Origin of the sequence: Oceanobacillus sp. E9 (genome assembly GCF_001741975.1) — a bacterium.
Classification (GTDB): domain Bacteria; phylum Bacillota; class Bacilli; order Bacillales; family Amphibacillaceae; genus Oceanobacillus; species Oceanobacillus kimchii.
Genome location: NZ_LSNA01000008.1, coordinates 38,028 through 62,958, shown reverse-complemented (window position 1 = coordinate 62,958; position 24,931 = coordinate 38,028). Strand labels below are relative to the sequence as shown.

Sequence of the window (24,931 nt, the reverse complement as noted above, 5' to 3'; positions counted from 1 at the left end):
TTGAACATGCAGAATAAGTATATATCAATTTATGATGATCTTGTAAAGAAAATAAAGCAAAATATATGGCCGATTGATAGTCTTTTACCTTCTGAGAATGAACTAACAACACACTATGAGACATCCAGAGAGACCATTCGCAAAGCGTTAAATTTGCTCTCTCAAAATGGTTATATTCAGAAAGTAAGAGGAAAAGGCTCTGTTGTATTAGATTATGATAAATTTACTTTTCCGGTGTCTGGAATTGAGAGCTTTACGGAGCTTATGGATAAATTACAACAAGATAGCCATACCTATGTTCATGAAATAGGGTTTACTCCAACACAGAATAAAATTTACCGTACGCTTAGTCCAGATAAACAGGATGCTGTATGGTATGTGCATCGGGTTCGTGAGATAGCAGGAGAGAAAATTATCTTAGATAAAGATTATTTTAATGAAGCTATTATTCCAAAGCTTTCAGAGAAAATATGCAGTCAATCCATTTATCAGCATATTGAAGAAACGTTGGGATTAAAAATAGGGTTCGCACATAAAGAAGTAACTGTAGAAGAGCCAATGGAAGAAGATAAGGCTTTATTAGACTTAAAAGGATTTTATAATGTAGTTGTTATTCGAAGTCAAGTGTATTTAAATGATACTACTTTATTTCAATACACGGAGTCTCGACATCGCCCAGATAAATTCCGTTTTGTTGACTTTGCTAGACGTACAAAATGATGCATTACTGACTGTATACTCACGCCATTTAACATAAAAACGAACAATATTTTTGGATTTCTGTTGCCCACTTTCCATCCATTTTATTGTTCGTTTTTTATATAACTATCCATTATCCTCGAGAAATAGGCAGTGTACAACATCGGAATGAACCACCGGACTTAATAATTTCAGAGAAGTCTACTTCGATGACATCAAATCCTGCTTTAGTAAGTTCATTATTTACACGTTTATTTTCAGGAAGACTAATTATTTTACTATTTCCTATAGAAAGTACATTTGGTGCCATATGAAATTGTTCTTTCTCTGTTACCTCAATCAACTTATACTTTTGCTGAATTATTTGGTAGGATTGACTATCCATCCCGTCTTTGTAAATCAATGCATATCCATTTTCCAATACATTAAATATACAATCCAAATGTAAAATGTCCTCACGCAATGGTATGGTATGCACCTTATTATTCGGTAAGTAAGAGATAAGCTCTGCAATGGCTGTTTCCGAGGTTCTTTCACTTTGACCTATCCAAATATCCTCATTGTCAACAATGACGTCTCCACCTTCTATTGAAGCGGATTTAACGGAAGTAAAGGGAATTCCTTCTTCATGTAGCCACTCCTTGAGAACAATACTTTCTTTTTTTCTAATTTCACGTTGCATATGTGAAACAAACAAATGATCTCCAACTACAAATCCTATATCTCTAGTAAAAACCTGCTCATTTAACTTAGGGTCTACCTCAAGTTGAATAACTTCAGATCCAACTTTCTTCAACGTATTTATAAATGCATGATGTTGTGTGGTTGCTTTTTGGATATCGATATTATCGTCTGCATAATGTGATTGAGTTTCATTGATGATTTCTTTTATTTTCATATATTTTGGGGAAACGGTGATTACTTTGTGTAAAGAATCATATTCATTTTTGCAATATACGTTGGATATTGGTTCCATTGCTGTTGTGTTCCTCATTCTTCATCCTCCAGTACTTAAGCATCTAAACATCAAAAGTATTATAATTCCAATTATAAACATTATTGCTTAATTATTGAAAAAAATCTATTTTTCATGTAGTTTTTTCTACTCTGATATATGTCAAAAGCATCAGTTATCAGTTAACACTATAATCAGAATAGTAATTTAAAGTAATACTGAACTCTAAAATACCTTGTACAACATTCATTTCGAATGTGAGAACCTCATTTTCATTCCTTCCCAATTTGCTCCAGTACAAAACATTTCACTTTACTACGAATATTATCCTCATAATCCTTTATATAATTGAATGATTTAATATAAATACGATTTATTAACACATTATAAACGCATGACGAGGAATTGTGACAACATTCTAACAGATGTGGATTCTAATGTTTATTTGAATCAAAAAAGAGGTTGGGACAAAAGTATTTACGCAAAAGATAAATCCAAATGAATGTCCTTTGAAAAACCGCTTCAGAAATATACTCCGTTTATCCTCAGGCTAGCCTAGGCCTCCCACCCATAAAGATTCTCCGTGTATTTCTTACGCTTGTTCTAGCTATCATCCGTCTTTTGATTAAACCTTTTTGTTATGTCCTAACCTCTTTTTGGAATAGTGATTTTTGTTTCATAACCTTAAATCGTACTTGTTCTTTTCTACACTTCTCCGTTTTTCTTATCTTGTTCTTTTTCATTTGGAATATATCTAGAATAGTATGCTGCAAATACTAAACAAATTAATGCTAAGCCCCATGCTACAATACCGCTCCAATAAACCTCAACTTTAGAACCAATATAAATAATCAGAGCGCTAAGCAAAATCAATATTAATGTATAATATCTCTTCATGATCGATCATTCCCCCAGGTAAGGCACCTATATAATTATTGTTTATTTATTAGTATGTGTTTTTATATGTCCTTATTATACCAAATGAACTTACCTTCTACATATTATTTGTTTTTTTAATCTATGATTTTCATAATAAGATATTTTATAAAATCCGAATGTTGCTTTGTCTGATTTTTTATTGCGGGAAAGAATGTGAAATTGATTGATTCAGGTCAAAGAAAATATCATTAAATTTTGATGAATTTATCAAAAAAGAATCGAAAATTTAGTGGATAAAATGGTATGATATAGACTAGTGAGGGAGTGCTGGGTTCTGAGAATGTTACATCGATTTTTTCCTGTTTCTATAATCGCTATTTTCATCTTAATATTCATTAGTTTTATCAATATTGAAACCACTGAGAAAAGGTATAATGTTCATGCTGGACATACATCATTGTTACAGGAAAAAAATTCTCCAACTATAGAAAAAGAAATTACTGTATCTGCTGTTGGAGATGTATTGATTCATAGTCCGATTTATGAAGATGCAAGAGTGGAAGATGGATTTGATTTTAATCCAATGTTAAAACATGTTAAAACACATCTTGATTCCTCTACTGTTACGATAGCTAACCAAGAAACCATGATAGGTGGAGAAGAAATGGGTTTATCATCTTATCCGTCTTTTAATAGCCCATTTGAGGTTGGGGATGCACTCAAAGAGAACGGGGTGGATATTGTAACGCTTGCCAATAATCATACACTAGATCGCGGTGAACAAGCTATAACTAATGCAATTGAACATTGGCAGTCGATAGACATACTTTATGAAGGTGCTTATCAAAGTCAGGAAGATCAAGAGAATATCAGAGTATTGGAAACTGAAGAAGATATTACAATTGCTTCTTTAGCTTTTACATATGGTACAAACGGAATACCAGTTCCACAAGGAAAAGAATACTTAGTCAACTTAATTGATCAAAAAAAAATGAAAGAAAAAATTATCGAGGCAAAAAAAATAGCGGATGTGATTGTTCTTTCGCTACATTTTGGTGATGAAAATGAGCGCTATCCTAACCAATCTCAGAAAGACTTAGCAAAATTCGCTGCTGATCTTGGGGTAGATGTAATTATCGGACATCACCCACATGTATTACAACCAATTGACTGGGTTGAAGGAGAAGACGGACCCCGGACTTTAGTTGCCTATTCACTTGGGAATTTTCTTTCTAATCAACAAAAGTATAATCAACGTGTTGGTGGGATATTTGGATTCTCGATAACCAAACAAATGAAGGATGAAGAAGAAAAAATAGAAATTCATTCTCCGACGTTTGTACCAACATATGTTGATTTTGAAAATGACTACACTAACTATAGGGTCATCCCGATGTTTCAATTAACGAATGATCAATTAACTAATGCTCAAGAAAAATATGAAGAAACAAAACAACATGTCAATCAATATATAAACGAAGTGGAATTTCTAGAAAAATAATAAATAGAGATCTTTATTGTATCGTTTCTGTTCATTTTGGTATGATTGATTTGTTCAAGATTGTTGGTAAAAAAGAGGAGAAATAATGACATGGAATGGAAAAATATATATCGTGGTTTAGCTATGGGAGCAACCGATGTTGTTCCTGGTATAAGTGGAGGTACAATAGCTGTTCTGTTAGGCATATACGATCAATTGATACAAGCATTGAATGGAATTTTTAGTAAAGAATGGAAGAAGCATTTGAGCTTCCTAATTCCCCTAGGTATCGGAATGCTAACAGCAATATTCTTATTAGCTAGTGTAATTGAGTGGTTATTCGAGCATCATCCACAACAAACACAATTTTTCTTTTTAGGATTAATTTTAGGCGTATTACCCTACCTATTTCACAAAGCTAACGCAAAAACAGACTTTACAATTAGACATTACGTATATTTAATCATTGGATTTATCGTTGTGAGTATTATGGCATTTTTTAATCCTACAGAGGGGCAAGCAATTGAGAATATGACTCCAGCGACATATTTATGGTTATTTGTTTCGGGTTTTATTGGTAGTAGTGCGATGATCATTCCTGGTATCAGTGGTTCGTTTATGCTGTTATTACTCGGAGTGTATGCTACGGTTATATCAGCACTTAGCAATTTATATTTTGATATAATTATCGTTACTGGGTTAGGAATTGCGATTGGTTTTATTGTCATGAGCAAAATTATTGCCTACTTTTTAAGGAATCATTATACTTCCACTTATGCAGTAATAATTGGGCTTGTAATTGGAGCAGTAGTAGTTGTTTATCCAGGTTTTTCAGATGGAATAGTAGGATTAATCATTAGTGTTATCACATTCGGTTTTGGTCTCTTTGTAGCGTATATATTAGGTCGTGTAGAGTATAAATAACAATAGATTGGAGCGATGCGTAATGAAAGCAATTGAAAGTGTTGAAACGTTTAACGAAATTATTGCTAGTGAACAACCGGTAATTATTAAGTTTTATGCTGATTGGTGTCCAGATTGCAAACGGATGGATATGTTTATCGATGGAGTAATCGAAGAATTTAACAATTATGATTGGTATGAAGTGAATAGTGATGAGGTAGAGGGGCTAGCAGAAAAATATGAAGTGATGGGGATTCCGAGTATGTTAATCTTTAAAAACGGTGAGAAAATTGCTCATCAACATAGCGCATATACTAAATCACCTGAATCTGTGTCGGAGTTCTTACATCAACAATTAGATTAAAATTACATTAAAAAAGTGATCATTCTCTTAGAATGGTCGCTTTTTTTAGGATTCCTAGTTTATAATAAGAAGAAAATTGCCTTAATTTATATTTAAATGAAGGAAGGGACATGATTCATGGCAGAACGTATATTAATTGTAGAAGATGAACATAAAATTAGTAGAGTATTACAGTTAGAGCTTGAATACGAAGGTTATGAATCTGAAGTAGCTAGTAATGGAAAAGACGCGTTAGAAAAAATTGAACAGGGAAACTGGGACCTTGTATTATTAGATATCATGATTCCCGAACTAAGTGGATTAGAAGTGCTAAGACGTGTCCGGCGAGCAGAAAATCAAACGCCGATTATCTTATTAACCGCTCGTGATGAAGTGCATGATAAGGTAAGTGGTCTTGACTTAGGGGCGAATGATTACATAACGAAACCATTTCAAATTGAAGAATTGCTTGCTCGCGTACGTGCGCATTTACGAAAAGGTGTCCAAACAACGAATGATAATCAGAATTTATCTGTAGCAGATCTACAAGTGAATTTACATGCATATGAAGTCACGCGTAACGGTGGGAAAATTGAATTAACTCCTCGTGAATTTAATTTATTGGTATGCTTATTAAAAAATAAAAATATTGTTCTCTCACGGGAACAGTTAATTGAATCAGTATGGGGATACGATTACTTTGGTGATACAAATGTGGTAGATGTTTATATTCGTTATTTACGCCAAAAAGTAGATAAAGACTTTGAGACACCACTGATTCAAACAGTACGCGGGGTAGGTTATACAATTAAGGACGATAAACAATGATATTTCGAAAAATAATTAATCTCTTCTCTTCCATAACATTACGAAAAAAAATCATCTTTTTCTCAACATTTTTTATGTTGATTTTAATATTAATTGTAAATACGGCAATTTATTTCCTGTTTTATCAATCAGCTTCAGAAGGAGAGTTGGATCAATTAACAACTCATACGGATACATTGATTGAGACAATTGGGAAGAATTCGTCTGTTTCTCGAGAAGAGATGAGCGATTTATTAACGGCGTATTTACCAACAAATGGAATGATTCGAGTTATAGATGAAAATGAGAATGATGTTACTGGTAAACTTGCGAAATCACAAGAATACACTGATGTGCCCATTGAGTATACAACAACGGAAAGAAGAGAAGTTATTTCTTTTAATCAAATGGATGTTGCTATTGTCACGAAACCAATTATTTGGCAAAATGGAGAAATTGTAACCATTCAAGTCTCCGATCATTTAATTCATATGAATGAAACCATGCAAACGTTAAGGTATGTGCTATTTTTCTCAAGTGCGATTATATTAATTCCTACAATTATTGCAAGTATTCTTTTAAGTCGCTTTTTATTAAACCCAATTCAAAAATTAAAAGAAACCATGCAGACAAATATTTCTAAGAGAGATTGGAAAAAGATAGATATTGAAAACAGATCAAAAGATGAACTTTATGAAATGGAAGTAACATTTAATGAAATGATCGATTCTTTGAAAGAAAATTATGAGAAGCAGGAAATTTTTGTATCAAACGCATCTCATGAATTGAAAACGCCTATTCAGATTATCAAAAGTTATGCACAGTTATTAAGTCGACGTGGGGAAGGTAATCCTGAATTGCTGCAAGAATCTACGGAAGCTATCGATTCCGAAGCTGACCGAATGCAAAATTTAGTCGAGCAAATGTTAGCGTTAGCCAAGAATCAACAGGAACAAGTTATGGAAACATTGGATATGAGAGAACTTCTCCAACAAGTTACCATTACATTCCAAAAAGCGTATGCTCCAAGAGAGATAAATTTATTGGTGGATGAGAAAACAAAGTATGTATGGCAAGGAAATCCTGATCAAATCAAACAAGTTATTTATATACTGTTAACAAATGCGCTAAAATACAGTGAAAAAGAAGTGCATATCCGACTACAACAACAGAACGATGAAATGATAGTATCTGTTCAAGACTTTGGAGAAGGTTTAGCGGAGCAAGATCAGCAACATATTTTTGAGAGATTTTATCGAGTAGATCGTGCACGTAATAGAGAAACAGGCGGTACGGGACTAGGACTAGCAATCGCTAAGGTCATAGTTGAATCCTATCAAGGAGAAATAACTGTCCAGAGCAAGATAGGTGAAGGTTCGATATTCCGTATTCATCTTCCTAACATGGACCAATAAGATAACAGATTCTCATCAAATTCTAATCTTTTTATTAGTATTTTATGATGATTGGTATGATAAAGTTTTCATGTAGAGGTGAAGCATATGAATAAACGTACACTACTCATCGGAGTAGTAGTAATATTAGTCGTTAGTTTGTTTTTTATTTATCGTACAGGAGCTTCTTCCAGTGAACCAAAGCTATCCCAAGCGGAAATAAAAAAACTAGTGGAAGAACAGTATCCTGGGAATCAAAATGAACCAAATCTGCAATTAAAGGATGGCGAGCCTGTATATCAAGTGGAAGTACAGCAGGAAAATGGTAGTTACGAAGTGTTATTAGATGGGAACACAGGTAAGGTATTGGATATCTATCAAACAGAAGCTGAAAAAGCAGAGAATGTGGAACCAGATGATAACAATAATACAACACCTGATGAAAATTCAAATAAAGATAATGATCAAGATGGTCAGCAGAATAATGATGATACAGATAAAGCTGATAAAGACGAACCATCATCTGAACAAGGAAACAATGCGATCATATCATCAGATGAGGCAAAAGAAATTGCATTACAACAGTTTTCTGGAACTGTAAGTGAACTTGAGTTAGACGAAGATGATGGAACAATGATCTATGAAATTGAAATAGTGGATGGGAATAAAGAAGCGAATATCGAAATTAATGCGTACACGGGAAATGTTATTGTAATTGAAACTGAAGTGGACGATGATTAGGCTACTAATTCATATTGGTAGCTTTTTTAATAAGCTACATTAAATACCTTTCTATAAATTCTCATGAAATTTTAATCTTTATCAAAGCGTCTTATAATCCTTGTTGGATATGATGTAGTTAACAACAACAAGGAGGTAATTTTAAATGAAAAAGAAATTGGCAGTACTAGTAGGTGCGTTAACAATCTCAACAGCGGTAGGATTAGGACTTTCCCAATCGGATCAAGCGGCTTCAGCTTCTGAAAATCAAGAACCAACTTTATCTTCGGATGACATTACATCCATCGTTAAAGAACAGTATGAGGGTAAAATTACTGATTTTGAACTAGACAGAGATAACAATCAATCTCATTACGAAGTAGAGGTAATCCATGATGATGAAGAATATGACTTGGAGATTGATGCGGAAACAGGGGAAATTATCAAAGAAAACGTAGAGAAATTTCAACTAGAAAATAAACAGGAAGCAACTAAAAATTCTAATTTTGATAGCTCAAACTTCATTGGTGATCAAAAAGCAAAAGAAATTGCGTTGAAACAATTCTCTGGTAAAGTTGTAGGATTTGAGTTAGATGAAGATGATGCTAAGTATGTATATGAAATTGAAGTAAGAGAAGGAAATAAAGAAGCGGATTTTGAAATTGATGCAGTAACAGGTGATATTTTGGAAATGGATACCGAAATTGATGATGATCGATTCGATGATTAATTAAATTTCTTGTTCTATACCCTTGAGTGTAAAATGAGATTACATGAACAAAGAGCTTTGGTTGGATTCTTTTAAAAAAGTATTGTAGGCTGGGTTACTAATCAACAGCTTCTAACTATAGTTAACTGCACAAAAAAGCACAAGAGGTTTGCGCTTGTGCTTTTTTTATATTAATCAAAATACCAAAATAGCTTAAGAGATCCAAAAAGTGGTGAATAGAGCCGTTCTAAAACCCAAAAAAGAGCTTAAAAATCAAAAAGTAGTGAGTAGAAAGCTCTTGGGACATGACCAGCACGAATTGCTATATCCCAAAGTAGACTCGTTATTAGCCGTTCAAGAGTAATCCTGTTTTGTTAAAAGCTGTCCAATTGAATTTCCCAACTAATTGTGATTCATAACCACCCGATAATTGTTGGTCGTAGTAGCAGCAACACGAGGATGTTTTTCGAAATACGTTTGAATAAGTTCTACTGTATCCTTTTGGATTTCTTTTACTACTGGCTTATGTTTAAACATATCGTAATTACCACCGCCAGATGCACGGTAATTATTTAATACAACGTGAAAATTATTGTGACTTTTTATTGGTTCACCATGGTAGCACATATTGGAAACACGATCACCTGGTGGATTTGAAATGTTCATTGTATAATCAATTCCATGCCAGATATCATAATTATAATGTTGTGGTTTTGGTTCTACAAAACTAGGATTGACGATAATTTGATTATTTTCAATAGTAAAGTATTCTGCGCTTTTTTCTAAGGCATCTTTTATGTCTTGTCCAGTTAATTCTAATACAGTTAACGTATTGGGATACATATAATTAGATACAATATCGCGCATTGTAACTTCCGAAGAAAATCCTTTTGACGTGTTATTCAATAACGCAGAAACAGATATATCAACTTCCGCCGCATCCATTTGTACTTTATGAATAAATTCTATAAATGGATGCTTATTAATACGTGCTTGAAAAGGGTCATGAATAACCATATCTCCATCAATCTTCCCAATAGGTTGATCTAACCATGTTTGCGTGGAAGATTCTAATGCTTCCATGTAGTTAAGTACTTGTTGATTGGATTTTACATCTGTAAATTGCTGAATATGGCCTTTTTTACTATCAATCATCCATTTATCCTGTTTATCTTTGATGAGAGTAATTTCGGCTTTCCCATAAGCTTGCCCATTGTGTCCTGGTTGTAAAACGATAACATTATTTTTTAGCTCATTAATTCGACGATGTTGATGACCAGTGAGTAAGATATCGATACCTTCAATTTCCTCAACCATTTGATAGCCTTGATTTTCACCAGTCAAATCTTCGGTAGCTTCTCCTGTATGTAAGTCTTTTTCAAATCCTCCATGATAAGCAGCAATTACAATATCGGGCTGTTCGTTCTCTTTAATGTAAGAAACCCAACTATTCAATATATCAAATGCATCTTCAAATGATAAACCTTCAATATGCTCAGTGGACTCCCAATTAGGAATGTAATGGGTAGTTACCCCTATTATTGCTGCTGTTATTCCATTATTAAATGTTTTAATAATATAAGGGGGACCAAATGCAGGTTCTTTTGTTTGTATATTTATAATGTTTGCAGATAACCAAGGGAAATTAGATTCATGAATGGCTTGTTGTAAAACCGCGTGTCCAAAATTAAATTCATGGTTTCCGATTACTCCCGCGTCTATTTGTAATCGATTCATTATTCCTACCATAGGATTTGGTTTATCCAGATGTTCCTTCACGTAATGTGTCATAAGTGGTGTTCCTTGAATTAAATCACCATTATCAATAACAATTAGATTCTCTTCGGATTCTTTATGTTCCTCTACCACTGTTGCATATTTAGCAAGTCCAATATCTTCTTTTTTATTTGTTCCATACTGTATTGGCATTGCATGTCCATGTACATCACTTGTATATAAGATAGTTACTATTGATTGATGCAATCAAAAAACATCCTTTCTATCATACTACTGTCTGCTTGTAATCGTTAAAACGCCCTCGAGCAATAATAGACTTTACTCGAGGACGGAAGAATTGCCATTAATAAGTTTCTTATACAATCTTACGACGAATTTTTGCAGAAGCAAAATCAATGATCGTTACTACAATAATGATCGCCAGCAAAATCATACCCATTTCATTCCAATTACGGTTACTTGATGCGAACATAATCATTGTACCAATACCACCTGCTCCAACGATACCTAGTATAGAAGAAGCACGGATATCTACTTCAAAACGATAAATGGCATAAGATAGGAATTCTGGAATGATTTGTGGAAGGACACCGTGGAATAAAATTTGAACTTTATTCGCACCTGAAGCTTCCATTGCTTCGATGACTTGCATATCAATGGATTCGATAATTTCAGAGAACATTTTTCCTAGCATCCCTGTAGATCCAATCGCAATAGCGAGCACCCCTGCAAATGCATTTGGTCCAACTGCTACTACAAATAGAATGGCAAGGATAATTTCTGGAAATGCACGTACGGAAGATAAGAAAAATTTCCCGATGACCGAAGTGATGATTCCGCCCATCATATTGCGTGCTGCAATAAATGATAATGGAACAGCTATTACTGCTGCCATTAACGATCCAGCGAATGCGATAAAGATAGTCTCTAACATACTTGCGGATACATCACCTAAAGCAGACCAATCAGGACTGAATAATTCTGGGATGACACGCTGGAAATTATTTATAGCTCTTTCGATTGCACGTCCCCAATCAATATCAATAGTCACAAACGTCCATATGTACATTGCAATAACAAGTATAGCAATAATAATATTACGGACTTTCTTCGCTAAAGAGTTCTTTGGTTTTGGAGGTAAGGAAAGATTTTTATTTTCCATTATAATAACGCCTCCCTTAATTTCGTGCTGATATACTCAATGATAATGACAACTACTAAAATAACGACAATAATCATCATTGCATTTGGATAATTATAAAATTGTAATTGTTGGTTCAGTACTAAACCAATACCACCAGCACCTACAAGACCAAGGACGAGTGATGCACGAATATTAATTTCAAATACATAAAGCACAAGTGAAGTAAATTGTGGTAATACTTGTGGGACTAGTGCATACCAAATGACTTGAAATACATTTCCTCCAGATGCGCGCATTGCTTCTAGTGGATTCATATCGACGGCTTCAATCGTTTCACTAATTAACTTTGCAAGAATTCCAATAGAAAATACAATTAGTGCTAAGATACCAGGAAAAACACCGATACCAAACAATCCAACAAAAATTACTGCAAGAACAAGGTCTGGGATAGTACGTAATATATTTAAAAAAGTACGAGATATGTAATATAATGGTTTGACTGTTGTAATATTGCGTGCTGCAAGTAATGATAGTGGCACAGTGAAGAGCGCTGCCACTGTAGTTGCGATAATTGCCATTTGTATCGTTTCAATAATAGCAGGTAGTATTGGCATAATAACTGCTGGATTTGGTGGGAAGAACTTTTCAATTACTTCTTTCATATTAGAAAGTGCATTTTCAAATCCGCTTGTCATTTGTTGTTGTGTATTTATCATGCTATATAAATACATTGCTAGTACAACAAAGAAGATAACAGTAACCTGCATTTTTGTTTTTGCTGGATAAAGAGATGGAATTTCTTTTTTACTCAATGGTTGCTTGGAGTTTGTCACGACTCTTTTGCACCCCCACGTAGGTCATCTTCACGTATAGAGCGACCATAAATTTCTTCGAAGGTACTTTCACTAACCTCCGATACAGGACCGTCAAATACAACTTCACCAGCTCGCATTCCTATAATCCGATCCGCATATTCCATCGCCATATCGATAAAGTGAAGGTTTACGATTGTTGTAATTTTGTCTTCACGGTTAATTTTCTTTAAATAAGTCATTACTTGATGAGAAGTCGGAGGGTCGAGTGATGCGACAGGCTCATCAGCTAAAATATACTTTGGTTGTTGGGTGAGAACACGTGCAATGCTAACCCGTTGTTGTTGTCCCCCACTAAGTTCATCGGCACGGTTATAAATCTTTTCTGCAATATTAACACGGTGCAGACTCTCATAAGCTAATGCAACATCTTCTTTTTTATATTGATTAAAGATAGATCGGATAGTGCCCGTATGCCCAAGGCGACCAGCTAGCACATTTTTAAATACATTAGAACGTTTAACGAGGTTATAATTCTGAAAAATCATACCTGTTTTCGTGCGTAACATACGTAACTTATTTCCGCTATACTTTAAAATATTTTCATCATCAAGGATTAGCTCGCCAGTTGTTGGAGTAACTAATCGGTTAATACTGCGAATAAATGTAGACTTACCAGCCCCTGATAAACCGACAATTACAACAAATTCTCCATCATTGATTTTTACATTAATATTTTTCAGACCTTCCGTTCCATTTGGATAGACAAGGCCGACATCCTTAAACTCAATCATAGTAGAAATCCTCCATTACAAAATAAGTCAAAACACTAGGAAAAAAGGGGAGTATAATAACTCCCCTTTTTTATTAGTGTAGTCGATTGAAAAAGCATTGAATTATAGTTCGATATTATCTTTGAACTCCTGGTATGTATCTCGAACAATGTCGTATTCTTCATCCGATGCTTCATCGATTGCATCCCAGTTATATACTTCGTTCATAATTTGAATCATCTCTTCATCATCATTAAAAGACAAGAACGCTTCTTTTACTTTTTGTACAAAGTCATCTGGCAGTTCTTTTGTTACAGAAATAGTGTCATTTGGAATTTCATCTGTATAACCAAGAATTGATAAGTCTTCCATTACAGTTGGATATTCTTCTTCTAATTCCGTTCTTACATCATCAAATGTTGTTGCAACGTCTGCATCTCCATTTAAAACAGAAATAGCTGAGTTGTCGTGTCCACCGGAAGAAATAGACCCTCCGAAGAAATTACTTTCTAATTCAGCAGCTGTATCATAATCAAATTCTTCCATTAATTGACTGGCAGGGAATAAATATCCTGAAGTGGAACCTTGATCCGCATAAGCCCAAACTTTCCCCTCTAAGTCTGCTAAACTCTCAATGCCAGAATCAGAGCGTACTACATATTGTGCCTTATAGGTTCCAGAACCGTAACGAATGGATTTTAAAATAACTTCTGCATCATATTGTTCACTAGCAAGCACATAACCAAATGCAGGGATAAATCCAACATGTACTTGGTTTGCACCCATTGCTTCTACTAACGCATTATAATTAGTCATAACTCGACCCTCTACAGTAATTCCTAGTTCTTCCCCTAGTCTTTCTGCTAAAGGTTCTACTGTATCTGCAATGGTGTCAGAATCCTGCGATGGAACAAATCCCATTACAAGCGTTTCAGGGATTTCACCATCAGCAGCTGCTTCATCTCCATTTGCTTCATCCCCATTCGAGCTTGAATCATCAGTACCTGCATCTTCATCAGAGCTACCACATGCTGCTAAAAATAATACAAGTCCAATGATTAGCAATAAACTGTAAAATTTCTTCATCTTGACCCTCCTATGTAATATAAAGAAATATCTTACAGTTCTATTAAATAATATTTTCAACTAAAAATCTAGTCAATTTCTGTAAATTAACTTTGTTTTAACAATTAATTTTGAGATAGATCGGAATTTTTGTATTATTATTTATGGTTAGTTATGTAATAATTGTAATAATTTATGCTTTTTTTTTGAAAACCGATATAATAAAAGTGGGGGAATGTATAATTGAGGGAGTGGAGCAAAGATGGAATTGGTAACGAAGAAACAGGATCCATCCTTAAAGTTACTAGTTATATTATCCAAAGCGTACAAAACAGTAATGGAGCAAGTAGAGTTAGATGTGAAGTCCAGGGGAATAAGTTTAACTGATTTCGCTGTTTTGGAATTATTGTATCATCGGGGGAAACAACCTTTACAAAAAATCGCAGATAAAATTTTGTTAACAAGCGGAAGTATTACGTATGTTGTAAATAAGCTTGAAAAACAAGGATATTTAACGAGAGAACAGTGTGAATTAGACAAGCGAGTTACCTATGCTGTTATTACTGATAAAGGTACAGAATTACTCGATTCTATTTTCCCAGGACATTGGGAAAAAATTAAAAAAATCATGCATGGACTAGACTATCAGGAAAAGGAAGAAGCAATTGTTTTATTAAGAAAGTTAGGAACGGCAATTCGAGAACTTTAATATTTAGTTATTATAATTTTTATCATGAGGCTGAGGCAAAGGTAGAAAAATACTTTTCCCGGTCTCATTTACGTATGAACCATGTCTGTAAAAATCGGCATTCTGCCATCTGCAATAGAAGCCAAACAAATATCTTATTAAGGGATCTAAGAAGTAGATAATCTGCATAGAGAGTAATATAAGTTAATTTTTAGGGGATTATAACAGTAAAGTTTCAATATTGTTAAGTTAATGTTTAGGTCAATGCTTTCATGGGTAAAAGATAATACGAAGAATAAATTTCGTACTACATCAGGAGGAATGACAATGAGTAAAGTGGTGGTCTATGTTAGTGAAGTTAACGAACCCTCCAAAAAAGTTATTGAGCTATTGGATGACTATAAAATAACTTATGAGATGAAAAATGTAACTAAAAATAAAACGTATTTGCAGGAATTACAAAGTAAAGGGATTTATGGTACTCCGGCTACAGAAATAGACGGAGACATAGTATTAGGTTTTCAAAAAAATAAGTTGAAGTACGCATTAGGCGTAGATGATGTTTCGCATTATTCCTCTTTGTTTGATGGGTTCAATTCATAATTTATTTGACTTTCACATCTCATTCTGGCTGAACATATACTATTATAAAAAGTACATCACCAAAGGGTGTGTGAATCATGCAACGTCATAGGTATCCACGTCAAATGAATACTATTCCTGAGAATTATAACTTTAATCAAGTACCCCAACAACAACCTTTATCTCAATTAACTACTAACTGGAATACACAACAACACCCCTCCACCCCGTACGAAGTTTTTGCGAAACCGGAATTACCATTACAGAGTTTGGTAAATCAGCAAGGGCAAGGAAATTCGCCTAATTCGGCTCAATCTAACCAACAGTTCAACACCGGGGAAGGAGAAAATCCGTTGAAGTTTGATAAGGTTATGAATACAGTTGGACAATTAGCAAGTACGTACCACCAAGTTTCACCAATAATTAAAGAGTTCAGTACGTTCGTTAAAGCTTTTCGTTAATTTAGCTAACCCGCATAACATGCATGAGATTTAGGTAAAATAAAACTGTTCTTCCACTTTTGGAAGAACAGTCGTTTTGGGGAAGCACACCAAAAAGGAGAAATCATTATGATAGCGTGCTTGATCATACACGGCTACACGGGAGGTCCATATGAGGTAGACCCTTTAGCAGACTTTTTAAGAAATAATACAGATTGGCATGTAGAAGTTCCTACATTACCAGGACATGGGGAACAGCTTAGTCTCGAAAATGCATCTTACAAAAATTGGATTCAAGCAGCAGAGGCTGCTCTTGAGCCTTTACGAGATAAATATGAAAAGGTGTATGTAATTGGTTTCTCTATGGGAGGAATGATTGCTGCCTATCTTGCGGCAAGGTATCAAATAGACAAATTAGTGTTATTAGCACCTTCTGGAAAATATTTGAGTTTCAAGCAAATTGGCTTAGATATTGCAACATGTATAGGTGATGGTATCCGTGGGGATTTAAGCAAAAACAAGCTGTATAATCATTATAAGAAGAAGTTAGGTATGGTACCTTTAAAAGCAAATATTGAATTTATGAAATTGGTTCGCTTTACAAGGCGCTACTTGGATAAGGTGAATTCTCCAGTTTTAATTGCACATGGACAACTTGATGGGATAGTTCCTTATAAAACGGCATATTATTTAGATAAGGAAATCCATTCTGAGGAAAAAGAAGTCGTCGTGTTTGAAAGGTCTAGGCATTTAATATGCTTGGGAGAGGATAAAGATACCTTAAATGGAATGGTATATGATTTCCTCATTCAACAACAATAAAAAACGTATGCTCTTTCCTGGTAGAGCATACGTTTTTTTAGTTATTTATCTTTATCTTTAAAGAATGCCATTACAAGAGCGCCTTCCCCGCCATAAGTCGAAATTAAGGGCCCTGTTTCAGCAAGAAGAGCATCTTTAAAATGATATTTATTTCGTATTTCTTTAAGAACGCTGTTCGCACGATCCTCGTCTCTACAGTGCGTCATTGAAATGATTTTGCTCTCAGTATTTTTTGTGTATTCACCAATTTGATCAATAAAACGACGAATTGACTTTTTATCGCCACGTACTTTTTCAGCTACTTCAATTTCTCCCTCATCTGTAGCTTTCATAAGAATTTTGATATTAAGCGTTTTTGCAATTCGGCCTTTCATCTTTTCAAGTCTTCCCCCAAGTACGAGGTTTTCTAGTGTCTTTAAAACAAATAAAGTAGTTGTTTGTTCCACTCGTTCATGTAGGTGTTCGACGAGGTGATCAAATGAATATCCTTCTTCTAATTTTTTACCTGCTTCATGTAATAAAAGTGAAATTCCACACGAAGCAGTTTTTGTATTGATTACTTCAATTACACGATTCGGTTCTTCTTCCAATAACAACTCTTTTCCAGCTAATGCATGATCATACGTACTACTTAGTGCACTAGAAAGGCTAAGCATAATAATAGGTTTGTCTGCGGGGATTTTCTTATATTCTTCATAAAAGTTATGTGGGCTGGGTGCTGCAGAACGAGGTAACTCACCTAAATCCTTTACTTTTTTATGATAAGCTTCAATTCCCATCGTAACTCCACTTGTATATTGTCCATCACTAAAATGAAGATAGAGTGGAACTACCTTCACATCTAACTTTTCGCTTAAAAATGCTGGAATATCAGCAGAACTATCTGTCATTAGTTGAATATGCATCTCTTCACCTGCTTTTATAGTAACTGTGAACTTTATTATAACAGTTAATGTATAGTAATAATACGATTTTAGCGATTTATGTGTTTATTTATGACGTTTAGTTGAAATTGTTACCTGTTTTTTTCTTGAGGTACTTACGATAAATAAAAATAACCCAAAAATGATAATTGTTCCGCCTAACAATTGAGCCCAAGTGGGGGTTTCGCCTAGAAAGATTACTGCTAGGATACTTGCTCCAATTGGTTCAAAAACAATCGCCATGGAAATTGTTGCCGTACTTAGCCATTTTAATGACCAATTAAATAAAGAATGGCCTAAAAAAGTCGGTATTATTGCTAAGGCAATGAAAATCCACCAATGGTCAGCGGGATAATGAAAGAAATCTTCTTGTCTAATAATATTAAAAAGAATAAGTGTGATAGCACTTACACCGTAAACAACAAATGTATAAGTTATTAAAGAGACATGCTTACGAACTTGTTGTCCAGATAAAAAGTAAATTGTTACTGCTACAGCCCCAAGTAACGCTAATATATCTCCAAATAACGCACTCCCAGAGATTTGGAAGTCATTGAAACCGATAATGATACTGCCTATAATTACAATGGCAATGCTAATAATTGCTCCAGATGAAAAACGTTCCCCAAATAAAAAATATGTTCCAATAAAAGCAAATATTGGTTGCATGGATACAAATACTACAGAACTGGCGACGGATGTATAGTTTAATGACTCAAACCAAAAGATAAAATGCATTGCAAGGAAAATACCTGCTAAGATAGATAAAAACCAATTTTTACTGGTTATTTTTTTGAATTCATGACGATATTTTCCAATAACAATGGGTAATAATAAGAGTGCAGCAAATAATAAGCGGTAATTAGCAATAATAGAGGCGGGGGCTTCTGTAGCAAGCCTTACAAATATAGCTGAAGTAGAAATGGATAAAACTCCTATTGCTACTGCAACATATGGATTAAAAGGTGATTTACGCATAATATGACATCCTTTAGTTTCTTGATGATTCAATACTGTAAATAATATGTTTTAAACGTAATAAATTAAGTAGATACTATTTTATCATGTACGATAAAAAAAATCATTTTAAGCTATAGAGTAGATATATGTACTTTAAATGTGATATGATAATGGGAGCATTCGTTTCGAGGCCTCTTACCAAACGGTGAAGCCTTTTTTATACTTTACATGTTAGAAGCCGATTATTATGGATAACCACATAAAGGTCTTATTATTCCCTTTAATTGCTGACGATGAATGTAAGTTTCATTTCAGCAATTTTTAAATCGTGCAATGGATAGGAGACCCATTGCTCTAATAGGGTTCTACTTCTAAAAATTGTACAACCAAAAGGATGGAATAAAGTATGAGAAAATCACAGGCCTCTTTTGCGATGAATATTCACAAAAAAGGAGTCGACTATTAGGTGACAAAATTCAACGAACTAGGTGTTTCCGCCCCAATCATGAAGGCATTAGAAAAAATGGGGTTTGAGGAAGCTACACCAATTCAAGCGGAAACTATCCCTCATGCACTAGAAGGTCATGATGTTATTGGCCAAGCACAAACAGGAACAGGTAAAACAGCTGCATTTGGTATTCCGTTAATCAATAAGATAAATCCAAAAGTAAGAAAGGTGCAGGGCTTGATTGTAGCACCTACACGCGAACTTGCTATTCAAGTAGCAGAAGAAATAAATCGTTTAGCTAAATTTAAGAGTGTAAGAGCTCTTGCAATATATGGTGGTCAACCAATGGATCGTCAAATTAGAGCATTAAAAGATGGTCCACATATTGTTGTGGCAACACCAGGTAGATTATTGGATCATATGCGTCGCAAAACAATTCGCATTGATGAAGTGCACACAGCTGTTTTAGATGAAGCTGATGAAATGCTTAATATGGGATTCATTGACGATATTCGTGATATTCTAAAAGGTATTCCAGAAGAAAGACAAACTTTACTTTTCTCTGCGACAATGCCTAAAGAAATCCGTAATATCGCTACTACGCTTATGAAGGAACCAAAAGAAGTTAAAGTTAAAGCGAAAGAAATGACTGTAGAGAATATCGATCAGTATTTTATCGAAATTCCTGAGAAATATAAATTTGATACTTTAAACAATCATTTGGATATTAATTCACCAGAACTTGCGATTATATTTGCACGTACGAAAAAGCGTGTTGATGAAGTAGCTGAAGGGTTACAAGCAAGAGGGTATCGCTCTGAAGGTATTCACGGTGACTTAACACAAGGAAAACGTATGTCTGTGTTGAAGAAATTCAAGCAGGGTCGTGTTGATGTATTAGTAGCAACAGACGTAGCAGCACGCGGTCTTGATATTTCTGGGGTAACGCATGTTTATAACTTTGATATCCCGCAAGATCCAGAAAGCTACGTACACCGTATTGGACGTACAGGACGAGCTGGAAAAATGGGTGAGGCAATTTCTTTCATTACTCCAAGAGAAATGGCTCATTTAAATCTTATTGAACAAACAACAAAGAGTAAGATGAAGCGTATGGCACCACCAACGAATCAAGATGCTCGTCGTGGACAACAACAAGTAACGATTGAAAAGCTAAAGAAAGCAATTAATGAAAAAGACTTAAAAGTATACGAAGATGCAGCGAAAGAATTATTGGATGAGTACGATTCAATTACAGTTGTTTCAGCTGCTATCAGTATGATGACGAAAGAGCGTCGTGATACACCGGTTCGTATTTCTTCTGTCGCACCAATCAGCGTGAAGAAAGCGAAAAACCAAAAAGATAATAAAAATAATAGACGTTCTAATAACAAACGTTTTTATGGTGGTCGTGGACAAGGTGGCCGTAACCAAGGAGGACGCGGTCAAGGTGGTCGCAACCGAAAAGGAAAAGGTAATTACCAACGCCGTAATAGAGATAATTAAGTAACAAAGGCGCGAGCGCCGGACGCGATTGGTTCAGTAATTTAATTGTTTGCTGCACACAACTTTTATAATCTTCCTATGCAAGTTAAAAAATCCCGCTACACAAGATATGTAGTGGGATTTTTTTCGAAGTTTTTCACAAAATATGTTGTCTAGTTATGAGTAACTCGTTTGGTTAATAGGTTACTGAACAATTTGATTACATAGTTTCTGAAACATAATTACAAGAGATGTTTCTTAAAGCAGCTTTATCTGCGATAATTTTGACATTCTGATGTGTTTGAAGAATAGATGCTGGAAAATCCTCATTTACTTCAGCATTTACTAATTTTTCAAGCGCATCTGCTTTCTCGCTTCCAGAAACAAGTAGGAGTATTTCCTTTGATCGCATAATAGATTTTATTCCCATTGTGATTGCCTGTTTTGGTACATTGTCAAAGGAGTCAAAAAAACGTGCATTTGCTTTTCTAGTAGATTCATCTAAATCAATGACATGTGTTTGACTTTCAAAGGAAGTACCAGGCTCATTAAAACCAATGTGCCCATTTCGACCGATTCCTAGAATTTGAATATGAATACCACCAGCCTGTTGGATTTGTTTTTCATAAGATGTACATTCATTGGTTAAATCATTTGCCATTCCATTAGGCAAATGGATATTTTTAGAAGGAATATCAACATGGTTAAATAGAAATTTCTGCATGTAATAGTGATAACTATTTGTATTTTCTTTGTGCAGACCAACATATTCATCTAAATTAAATGTAGATACATTTGTAAAGGAAATTTCATGATTATGATAAGCTTTAATTAAATGTTGATAGAGACCTTCAGGAGTTGATCCAGTCGCTAATCCGATAACTGGTTTATTTATTTGCTTTATGGTATTGATTACGTGCTGGCTAGCGAGCTTACTCATCAATGGATAATTTTCGGTTTGTATTATTTTCATTTTCATCCGACCTTCTTTTTTTAAAATAAACATATACAGTTGTCTATACATGTTAATGTACATTAAACGTTAATTCTGATAAGCTATTTTTAATTAAATTTTTCACTGCATCAATTAAAGGGGTATTAAAATGATTGATAAAAATTCACCTATACCAATTTATTACCAATTAGAAGAATATATAAAACATCAAATTGATAAACAAAAGTGGCTTCCGGGAGAACTTCTACCATCTGAAAGAGAATTTGCTGAACAATATCATATAAGCCGTATGACAGTTCGCCAAGCCATAAATAATTTAGCTGCTGCAGGCCTTCTTTATCGTGTGAAAGGAAAGGGAACTTTTATTGCTCAACCTAAATTTGAACATGATCTTTCTGGCTTAACAAGTTTTACTGAAGATATGAAACAGCGTGGCTTAACCCCATCCAATCAATTGCTATATATTCAGCTTCACAACCAACCAAGTCAAATTGCACATAAACTTCAATTACAACCAGAGGAAGCCTATTATGAAATAAAACGTATTCGTTTTGCTGATAAAGATCCCCTGGCATTTGAAATTATTTACACTCCAAAAAAATTGGTTGGAGAATTGGAAGAAATTCATTTACAAGGCTCTTTTTATCAATATATTGAACAAAAAGTAGGGAAGCATATTATCGTTGGAAATCAAACGATAGAAGGTGCACTTGCAACTAAAGAACAAGCTAACTTCTTAAATATTCAAACTGGTGATCCCGTGTTGATTATGGAAAGAATAAGTTATCTAGACCAACCGACAGAAATCCCAATTGAATTTACCCAAACAATATATCGTGCAGATAAATATAAATTCCATCTCACACTTCATAGAGATGAAAAAACCAAAGGCTAATGTAAGTGAGCCTTTGGTTTTTTAAATAGGCTCTTATATTTACTCTAAGAAATAGTTACTGATGCACACCATTTTTGTACACAGTCAATATAGTAAAACACGTTAACTAGTATAGTTGTATATACCAGTTAACTGTATTTTACTATATATGAAGAAAATATCAAGAGATTTTTTTGAAATTTATTTTGCACCTAACTTGCAATAATAACCGCACTTGAAGACTAGAGGTTTAGATAATTGTCCGACTCTGTTCAAGGGACTTTTAGGTATAGTCCTTACTAACATTTTAGTGAGAGAAGAATAAACGCTGTTGATTGCTTAAGTTTAACACTCTAAACGAAAGCCTGAGTCTATTAAGTTATTGTTCAGTTTAGTGAAATTGGTAAAAGTATGTATAATTAACTTTAGAAAATAAATTAAAGTTTGAGAGGTACTATTTATGGGATCTATATTAAAACGACTTCAACAAAAGATTAATGATTTATCTGAAGCAGAAAGAAAAATAGGTAATTTTATTTTACAATATCCAGAGCTAGTTCCGAATATGACTACGAAGGATATGTCTAAAAAAACAGGAAGTAGTGAAGCGACTGTAGTCCGATTTTGTAAATCCGTCGGAATTGAAAGTTTTAAGACATTAAAGCTAGAACTAGTTAGGGAAATCACCAAATCAGATAGTCAATTAACTGATTTTTCAATTCTAAAAACAAAGGGAGAACCATTTGATTTTTTTCAACAGGTCGTCCACGTTAATAAAACGGCGATTGAATCAATGCTCTCGTCTATTGATCGCAAGGCATTAGATAAAGCAGTTAATCTTTTACAACAGGCGAATCAAATATTATTTTTTGGTGTTGGGGGGTCTTCTACAGCAGCATATGATGGGTATTATAAATTTACAAGATTAGGATACGCTTGTACTGCTCCACAGGACTTTCATTTGATGCTTTCGACGATTCCTTATTTAAAAGAAGATGATGTACTTATTGCAATCAGTATGTCTGGGAAAACAAAAGATGTAGTTGATCTTGCTGAAGTAGCGAAGCGTAGTGGAGTTACTGTAATCGCAATAACAAATTTAGATAAGTCTCCTTTATATAAATTAGCAGATATTCATTTGTGTACACCAACCGTAGAGGATGATTTTAGAATAGGAAGTATACCTTCTAGAATGACGCAACTTACAGTAATAGATGCACTTTATTTAAGTATATTTCATTCTAAAGGTGATCAAGTCTTGTCAAAATATCAAGACGCCAGAAAAGAAGTAGAACGACTAAGGCGCTAAAAGTGAAAAACATAAATAAATCATTACTACTGTTCATGAAATTAAATTTCATTATTTATAAAAATATGATTGACTAATAGTTTCACTATTGTAAAATAAAAATTAAGAATAGTAGAGAAAAGGAAGTGAAGATTTGTTTGATAAATTACCAACTGAGCAGCGTAATCCAAAAACGATGGATATCGATACTAAATCTATAAAAGAAATTCTAGAGATTATGAATCGTGAAGACTATACGGTTCCACAAACAGTTCAAAAAGAAATCCCTTCTATTGAGAAGGCGGTTTATCGAACTGTTCGTTCGTTTAAAAGCAATGGTAGATTAATTTATATCGGTGCAGGGACTAGTGGTAGATTGGGAGTGTTAGATGCATCTGAATGTCCACCGACGTTTGGGGTTTCATCTGAAATGGTAAAGGGATTGATTTCAGGAGGAATGGAAGCGATTACAAAAGCCAAAGAAGGAGCAGAGGACTCCGAAATAATGGCTAAACAAGATTTAACAGAAATTAATTTAACGGAGAATGATACTGTAATTGGAATTGCTGCAAGTGGAAGAACTCCTTATGTAAAAGGAGGACTATCGTATGCAAAAGAAATAGGAGCATCCACCGTTTCGATAAGTAATAATAAAAATTCAGAAATAGGAAAAATAGCTGAAATTGCCATTGAGGCAGAAACAGGACCAGAAGTGATAACAGGATCGACACGGCTAAAGGCGGGAACTGCACAAAAATTGATCTTAAATATGATTTCTACCTCTTCCATGATCGGTGTAGGAAAAGTATATGAAAATCTAATGGTAGATCTCCAACCAACGAATAAGAAGTTAGTAGATCGTTCCAAGCGAATTATTGTGGAAGCTACTCAAGTCGATTACGCTACTGCAGAAAACTACTTACAAAAAGCAAACAACTCTGTTAAGACAGCCATTGTAATGATTTTATTAAATTGTAATTTTGAAGAAGCGACACAACATCTAGATCAGGCAGAAGGGTTTATACGTAAAACTAATTAGGGGGAGA

At 34.3% G+C, this 24,931-nt stretch carries 26 protein-coding genes; 16 read left to right on the top strand and 10 right to left on the bottom strand.

Annotation, left to right across the window (positions count from 1 at the left end):
* The first annotated feature begins 6 nt into the window (after positions 1 to 6).
* Complete coding sequence (gene treR / locus AQ616_RS13970) at positions 7 to 720, top strand: trehalose operon repressor (RefSeq protein WP_069686041.1); 714 nt, start codon at positions 7 to 9, stop codon at positions 718 to 720.
* 112 nt (positions 721 to 832) lie between these two features.
* Here treR and AQ616_RS13965 read toward each other — a convergent pair whose 3' ends face one another.
* Positions 833 to 1,693, bottom strand: a complete 861-nt coding sequence (locus AQ616_RS13965; RefSeq protein ID WP_069686040.1) for a dimethylarginine dimethylaminohydrolase family protein — start codon at positions 1,691 to 1,693, stop codon at positions 833 to 835.
* A gap of 666 nt (positions 1,694 to 2,359) precedes the next feature.
* Positions 2,360 to 2,551: a hypothetical protein gene (locus tag AQ616_RS13960; RefSeq protein ID WP_017795674.1), complete on the bottom strand. Its 192-nt coding sequence runs from the start codon at positions 2,549 to 2,551 to the stop codon at positions 2,360 to 2,362.
* Positions 2,552 to 2,867: 316 nt separating this feature from the next.
* Between AQ616_RS13960 and AQ616_RS13955 the strand changes: the two genes are divergently transcribed.
* From AQ616_RS13955 to AQ616_RS13925, 7 genes are all read left to right on the top strand, one after another.
* Positions 2,868 to 4,034: a CapA family protein gene (locus tag AQ616_RS13955; RefSeq protein ID WP_069686264.1), complete on the top strand. Its 1,167-nt coding sequence runs from the start codon at positions 2,868 to 2,870 to the stop codon at positions 4,032 to 4,034.
* A 90-nt stretch (positions 4,035 to 4,124) separates the two neighbouring features.
* Positions 4,125 to 4,937 carry a DUF368 domain-containing protein gene (locus AQ616_RS13950; protein WP_069686039.1) on the top strand — a complete coding sequence of 271 codons (813 nt, stop codon included), beginning with the start codon at positions 4,125 to 4,127 and terminating at the stop codon, positions 4,935 to 4,937.
* A gap of 22 nt (positions 4,938 to 4,959) precedes the next feature.
* Positions 4,960 to 5,280, top strand: a complete 321-nt coding sequence (locus AQ616_RS13945) for a thioredoxin family protein (protein ID WP_017795677.1) — start codon at positions 4,960 to 4,962, stop codon at positions 5,278 to 5,280.
* Positions 5,281 to 5,397: 117 nt separating this feature from the next.
* A complete protein-coding gene (locus AQ616_RS13940) occupies positions 5,398 to 6,087 on the top strand; it encodes a response regulator transcription factor (protein ID WP_069686038.1) in 690 nt (229 codons plus the stop codon).
* Complete coding sequence (locus AQ616_RS13935; RefSeq protein WP_084822484.1) at positions 6,084 to 7,481, top strand: sensor histidine kinase; 1,398 nt, start codon at positions 6,084 to 6,086, stop codon at positions 7,479 to 7,481. The genes AQ616_RS13940 and AQ616_RS13935 overlap by 4 nt, the downstream gene beginning before the upstream one ends.
* An 87-nt stretch (positions 7,482 to 7,568) precedes the next feature.
* Positions 7,569 to 8,201, top strand: a complete 633-nt coding sequence (locus AQ616_RS13930) for a PepSY domain-containing protein (RefSeq protein WP_069686037.1) — start codon at positions 7,569 to 7,571, stop codon at positions 8,199 to 8,201.
* 145 nt (positions 8,202 to 8,346) lie between these two features.
* Complete coding sequence (locus AQ616_RS13925) at positions 8,347 to 8,910, top strand: PepSY domain-containing protein (RefSeq protein WP_069686036.1); 564 nt, start codon at positions 8,347 to 8,349, stop codon at positions 8,908 to 8,910.
* A 381-nt stretch (positions 8,911 to 9,291) separates the two neighbouring features.
* Here AQ616_RS13925 and AQ616_RS13920 read toward each other — a convergent pair whose 3' ends face one another.
* From AQ616_RS13920 to AQ616_RS13900, 5 genes are all read right to left on the bottom strand, one after another.
* Complete coding sequence (locus AQ616_RS13920) at positions 9,292 to 10,872, bottom strand: bifunctional metallophosphatase/5'-nucleotidase (RefSeq protein ID WP_084822483.1); 1,581 nt, start codon at positions 10,870 to 10,872, stop codon at positions 9,292 to 9,294.
* A gap of 109 nt (positions 10,873 to 10,981) precedes the next feature.
* Positions 10,982 to 11,788, bottom strand: a complete 807-nt coding sequence (gene phnE / locus AQ616_RS13915) for a phosphonate ABC transporter, permease protein PhnE (RefSeq protein WP_017795684.1) — start codon at positions 11,786 to 11,788, stop codon at positions 10,982 to 10,984.
* Positions 11,788 to 12,603 carry a phosphonate ABC transporter, permease protein PhnE gene (gene phnE / locus AQ616_RS13910; protein ID WP_069686035.1) on the bottom strand — a complete coding sequence of 272 codons (816 nt, stop codon included), beginning with the start codon at positions 12,601 to 12,603 and terminating at the stop codon, positions 11,788 to 11,790. The genes phnE (AQ616_RS13915) and phnE (AQ616_RS13910) overlap by 1 nt, the downstream gene beginning before the upstream one ends.
* Positions 12,600 to 13,376, bottom strand: coding sequence for a phosphonate ABC transporter ATP-binding protein (gene phnC / locus AQ616_RS13905; RefSeq protein ID WP_017795686.1), 777 nt, complete (start codon positions 13,374 to 13,376; stop codon positions 12,600 to 12,602). The genes phnE (AQ616_RS13910) and phnC overlap by 4 nt, the downstream gene beginning before the upstream one ends.
* 102 nt (positions 13,377 to 13,478) lie before the next feature.
* The gene (locus tag AQ616_RS13900) at positions 13,479 to 14,441 is read right to left on the bottom strand and encodes a phosphate/phosphite/phosphonate ABC transporter substrate-binding protein (protein ID WP_017795687.1); all 963 of its coding nucleotides are present in this window, start codon (positions 14,439 to 14,441) and stop codon (positions 13,479 to 13,481) included.
* A 241-nt stretch (positions 14,442 to 14,682) separates the two neighbouring features.
* On the opposite strand from AQ616_RS13900, the gene AQ616_RS13895 reads away from it, so the two are divergent.
* The 4 genes from AQ616_RS13895 to AQ616_RS13880 all read left to right on the top strand — a co-directional run bounded on the left by AQ616_RS13895 (position 14,683) and on the right by AQ616_RS13880 (position 16,952).
* The gene (locus AQ616_RS13895; RefSeq protein WP_017795688.1) at positions 14,683 to 15,129 is read left to right on the top strand and encodes a MarR family winged helix-turn-helix transcriptional regulator; all 447 of its coding nucleotides are present in this window, start codon (positions 14,683 to 14,685) and stop codon (positions 15,127 to 15,129) included.
* A gap of 306 nt (positions 15,130 to 15,435) precedes the next feature.
* On the top strand, positions 15,436 to 15,711 hold the full coding sequence (locus tag AQ616_RS13890) for a glutaredoxin domain-containing protein (RefSeq protein WP_069686034.1): 276 nt from the start codon (positions 15,436 to 15,438) through the stop codon (positions 15,709 to 15,711).
* A 77-nt stretch (positions 15,712 to 15,788) separates the two neighbouring features.
* Positions 15,789 to 16,151, top strand: a complete 363-nt coding sequence (locus tag AQ616_RS13885; protein ID WP_017795690.1) for a YppG family protein — start codon at positions 15,789 to 15,791, stop codon at positions 16,149 to 16,151.
* Between the two features lie 108 nt (positions 16,152 to 16,259).
* Positions 16,260 to 16,952: an alpha/beta hydrolase gene (locus AQ616_RS13880; protein WP_017795691.1), complete on the top strand. Its 693-nt coding sequence runs from the start codon at positions 16,260 to 16,262 to the stop codon at positions 16,950 to 16,952.
* Between the two features lie 41 nt (positions 16,953 to 16,993).
* Here the strand turns inward: AQ616_RS13880 and AQ616_RS13875 are convergent, their stop codons facing one another.
* Both AQ616_RS13875 and AQ616_RS13870 read right to left on the bottom strand, forming a co-directional pair.
* Positions 16,994 to 17,857 (bottom strand): DegV family protein, encoded by an 864-nt coding sequence (locus AQ616_RS13875; RefSeq protein WP_017795692.1) that lies wholly within the window; start codon positions 17,855 to 17,857, stop codon positions 16,994 to 16,996.
* An 84-nt stretch (positions 17,858 to 17,941) separates the two neighbouring features.
* Positions 17,942 to 18,853: a DMT family transporter gene (locus AQ616_RS13870; RefSeq protein ID WP_017795693.1), complete on the bottom strand. Its 912-nt coding sequence runs from the start codon at positions 18,851 to 18,853 to the stop codon at positions 17,942 to 17,944.
* 448 nt (positions 18,854 to 19,301) lie between these two features.
* Between AQ616_RS13870 and cshA the strand changes: the two genes are divergently transcribed.
* A complete protein-coding gene (gene cshA / locus AQ616_RS13865; RefSeq protein WP_017795694.1) occupies positions 19,302 to 20,789 on the top strand; it encodes a degradosome RNA helicase CshA in 1,488 nt (495 codons plus the stop codon).
* A 199-nt stretch (positions 20,790 to 20,988) separates the two neighbouring features.
* Here the strand turns inward: cshA and nagB are convergent, their stop codons facing one another.
* Positions 20,989 to 21,741: a glucosamine-6-phosphate deaminase gene (gene nagB / locus AQ616_RS13860; protein ID WP_069686033.1), complete on the bottom strand. Its 753-nt coding sequence runs from the start codon at positions 21,739 to 21,741 to the stop codon at positions 20,989 to 20,991.
* Positions 21,742 to 21,871: 130 nt separating this feature from the next.
* On the opposite strand from nagB, the gene AQ616_RS13855 reads away from it, so the two are divergent.
* The 3 genes from AQ616_RS13855 (at position 21,872) to murQ (ending at position 24,924) form a co-directional block, all read left to right on the top strand.
* Positions 21,872 to 22,618, top strand: a complete 747-nt coding sequence (locus AQ616_RS13855) for a GntR family transcriptional regulator (RefSeq protein ID WP_017795696.1) — start codon at positions 21,872 to 21,874, stop codon at positions 22,616 to 22,618.
* Between the two features lie 439 nt (positions 22,619 to 23,057).
* Complete coding sequence (locus tag AQ616_RS13850; RefSeq protein ID WP_069686032.1) at positions 23,058 to 23,906, top strand: MurR/RpiR family transcriptional regulator; 849 nt, start codon at positions 23,058 to 23,060, stop codon at positions 23,904 to 23,906.
* A gap of 133 nt (positions 23,907 to 24,039) precedes the next feature.
* Positions 24,040 to 24,924, top strand: a complete 885-nt coding sequence (gene murQ / locus AQ616_RS13845; RefSeq protein ID WP_069686031.1) for an N-acetylmuramic acid 6-phosphate etherase — start codon at positions 24,040 to 24,042, stop codon at positions 24,922 to 24,924.
* Positions 24,925 to 24,931 lie beyond the last annotated feature (7 nt).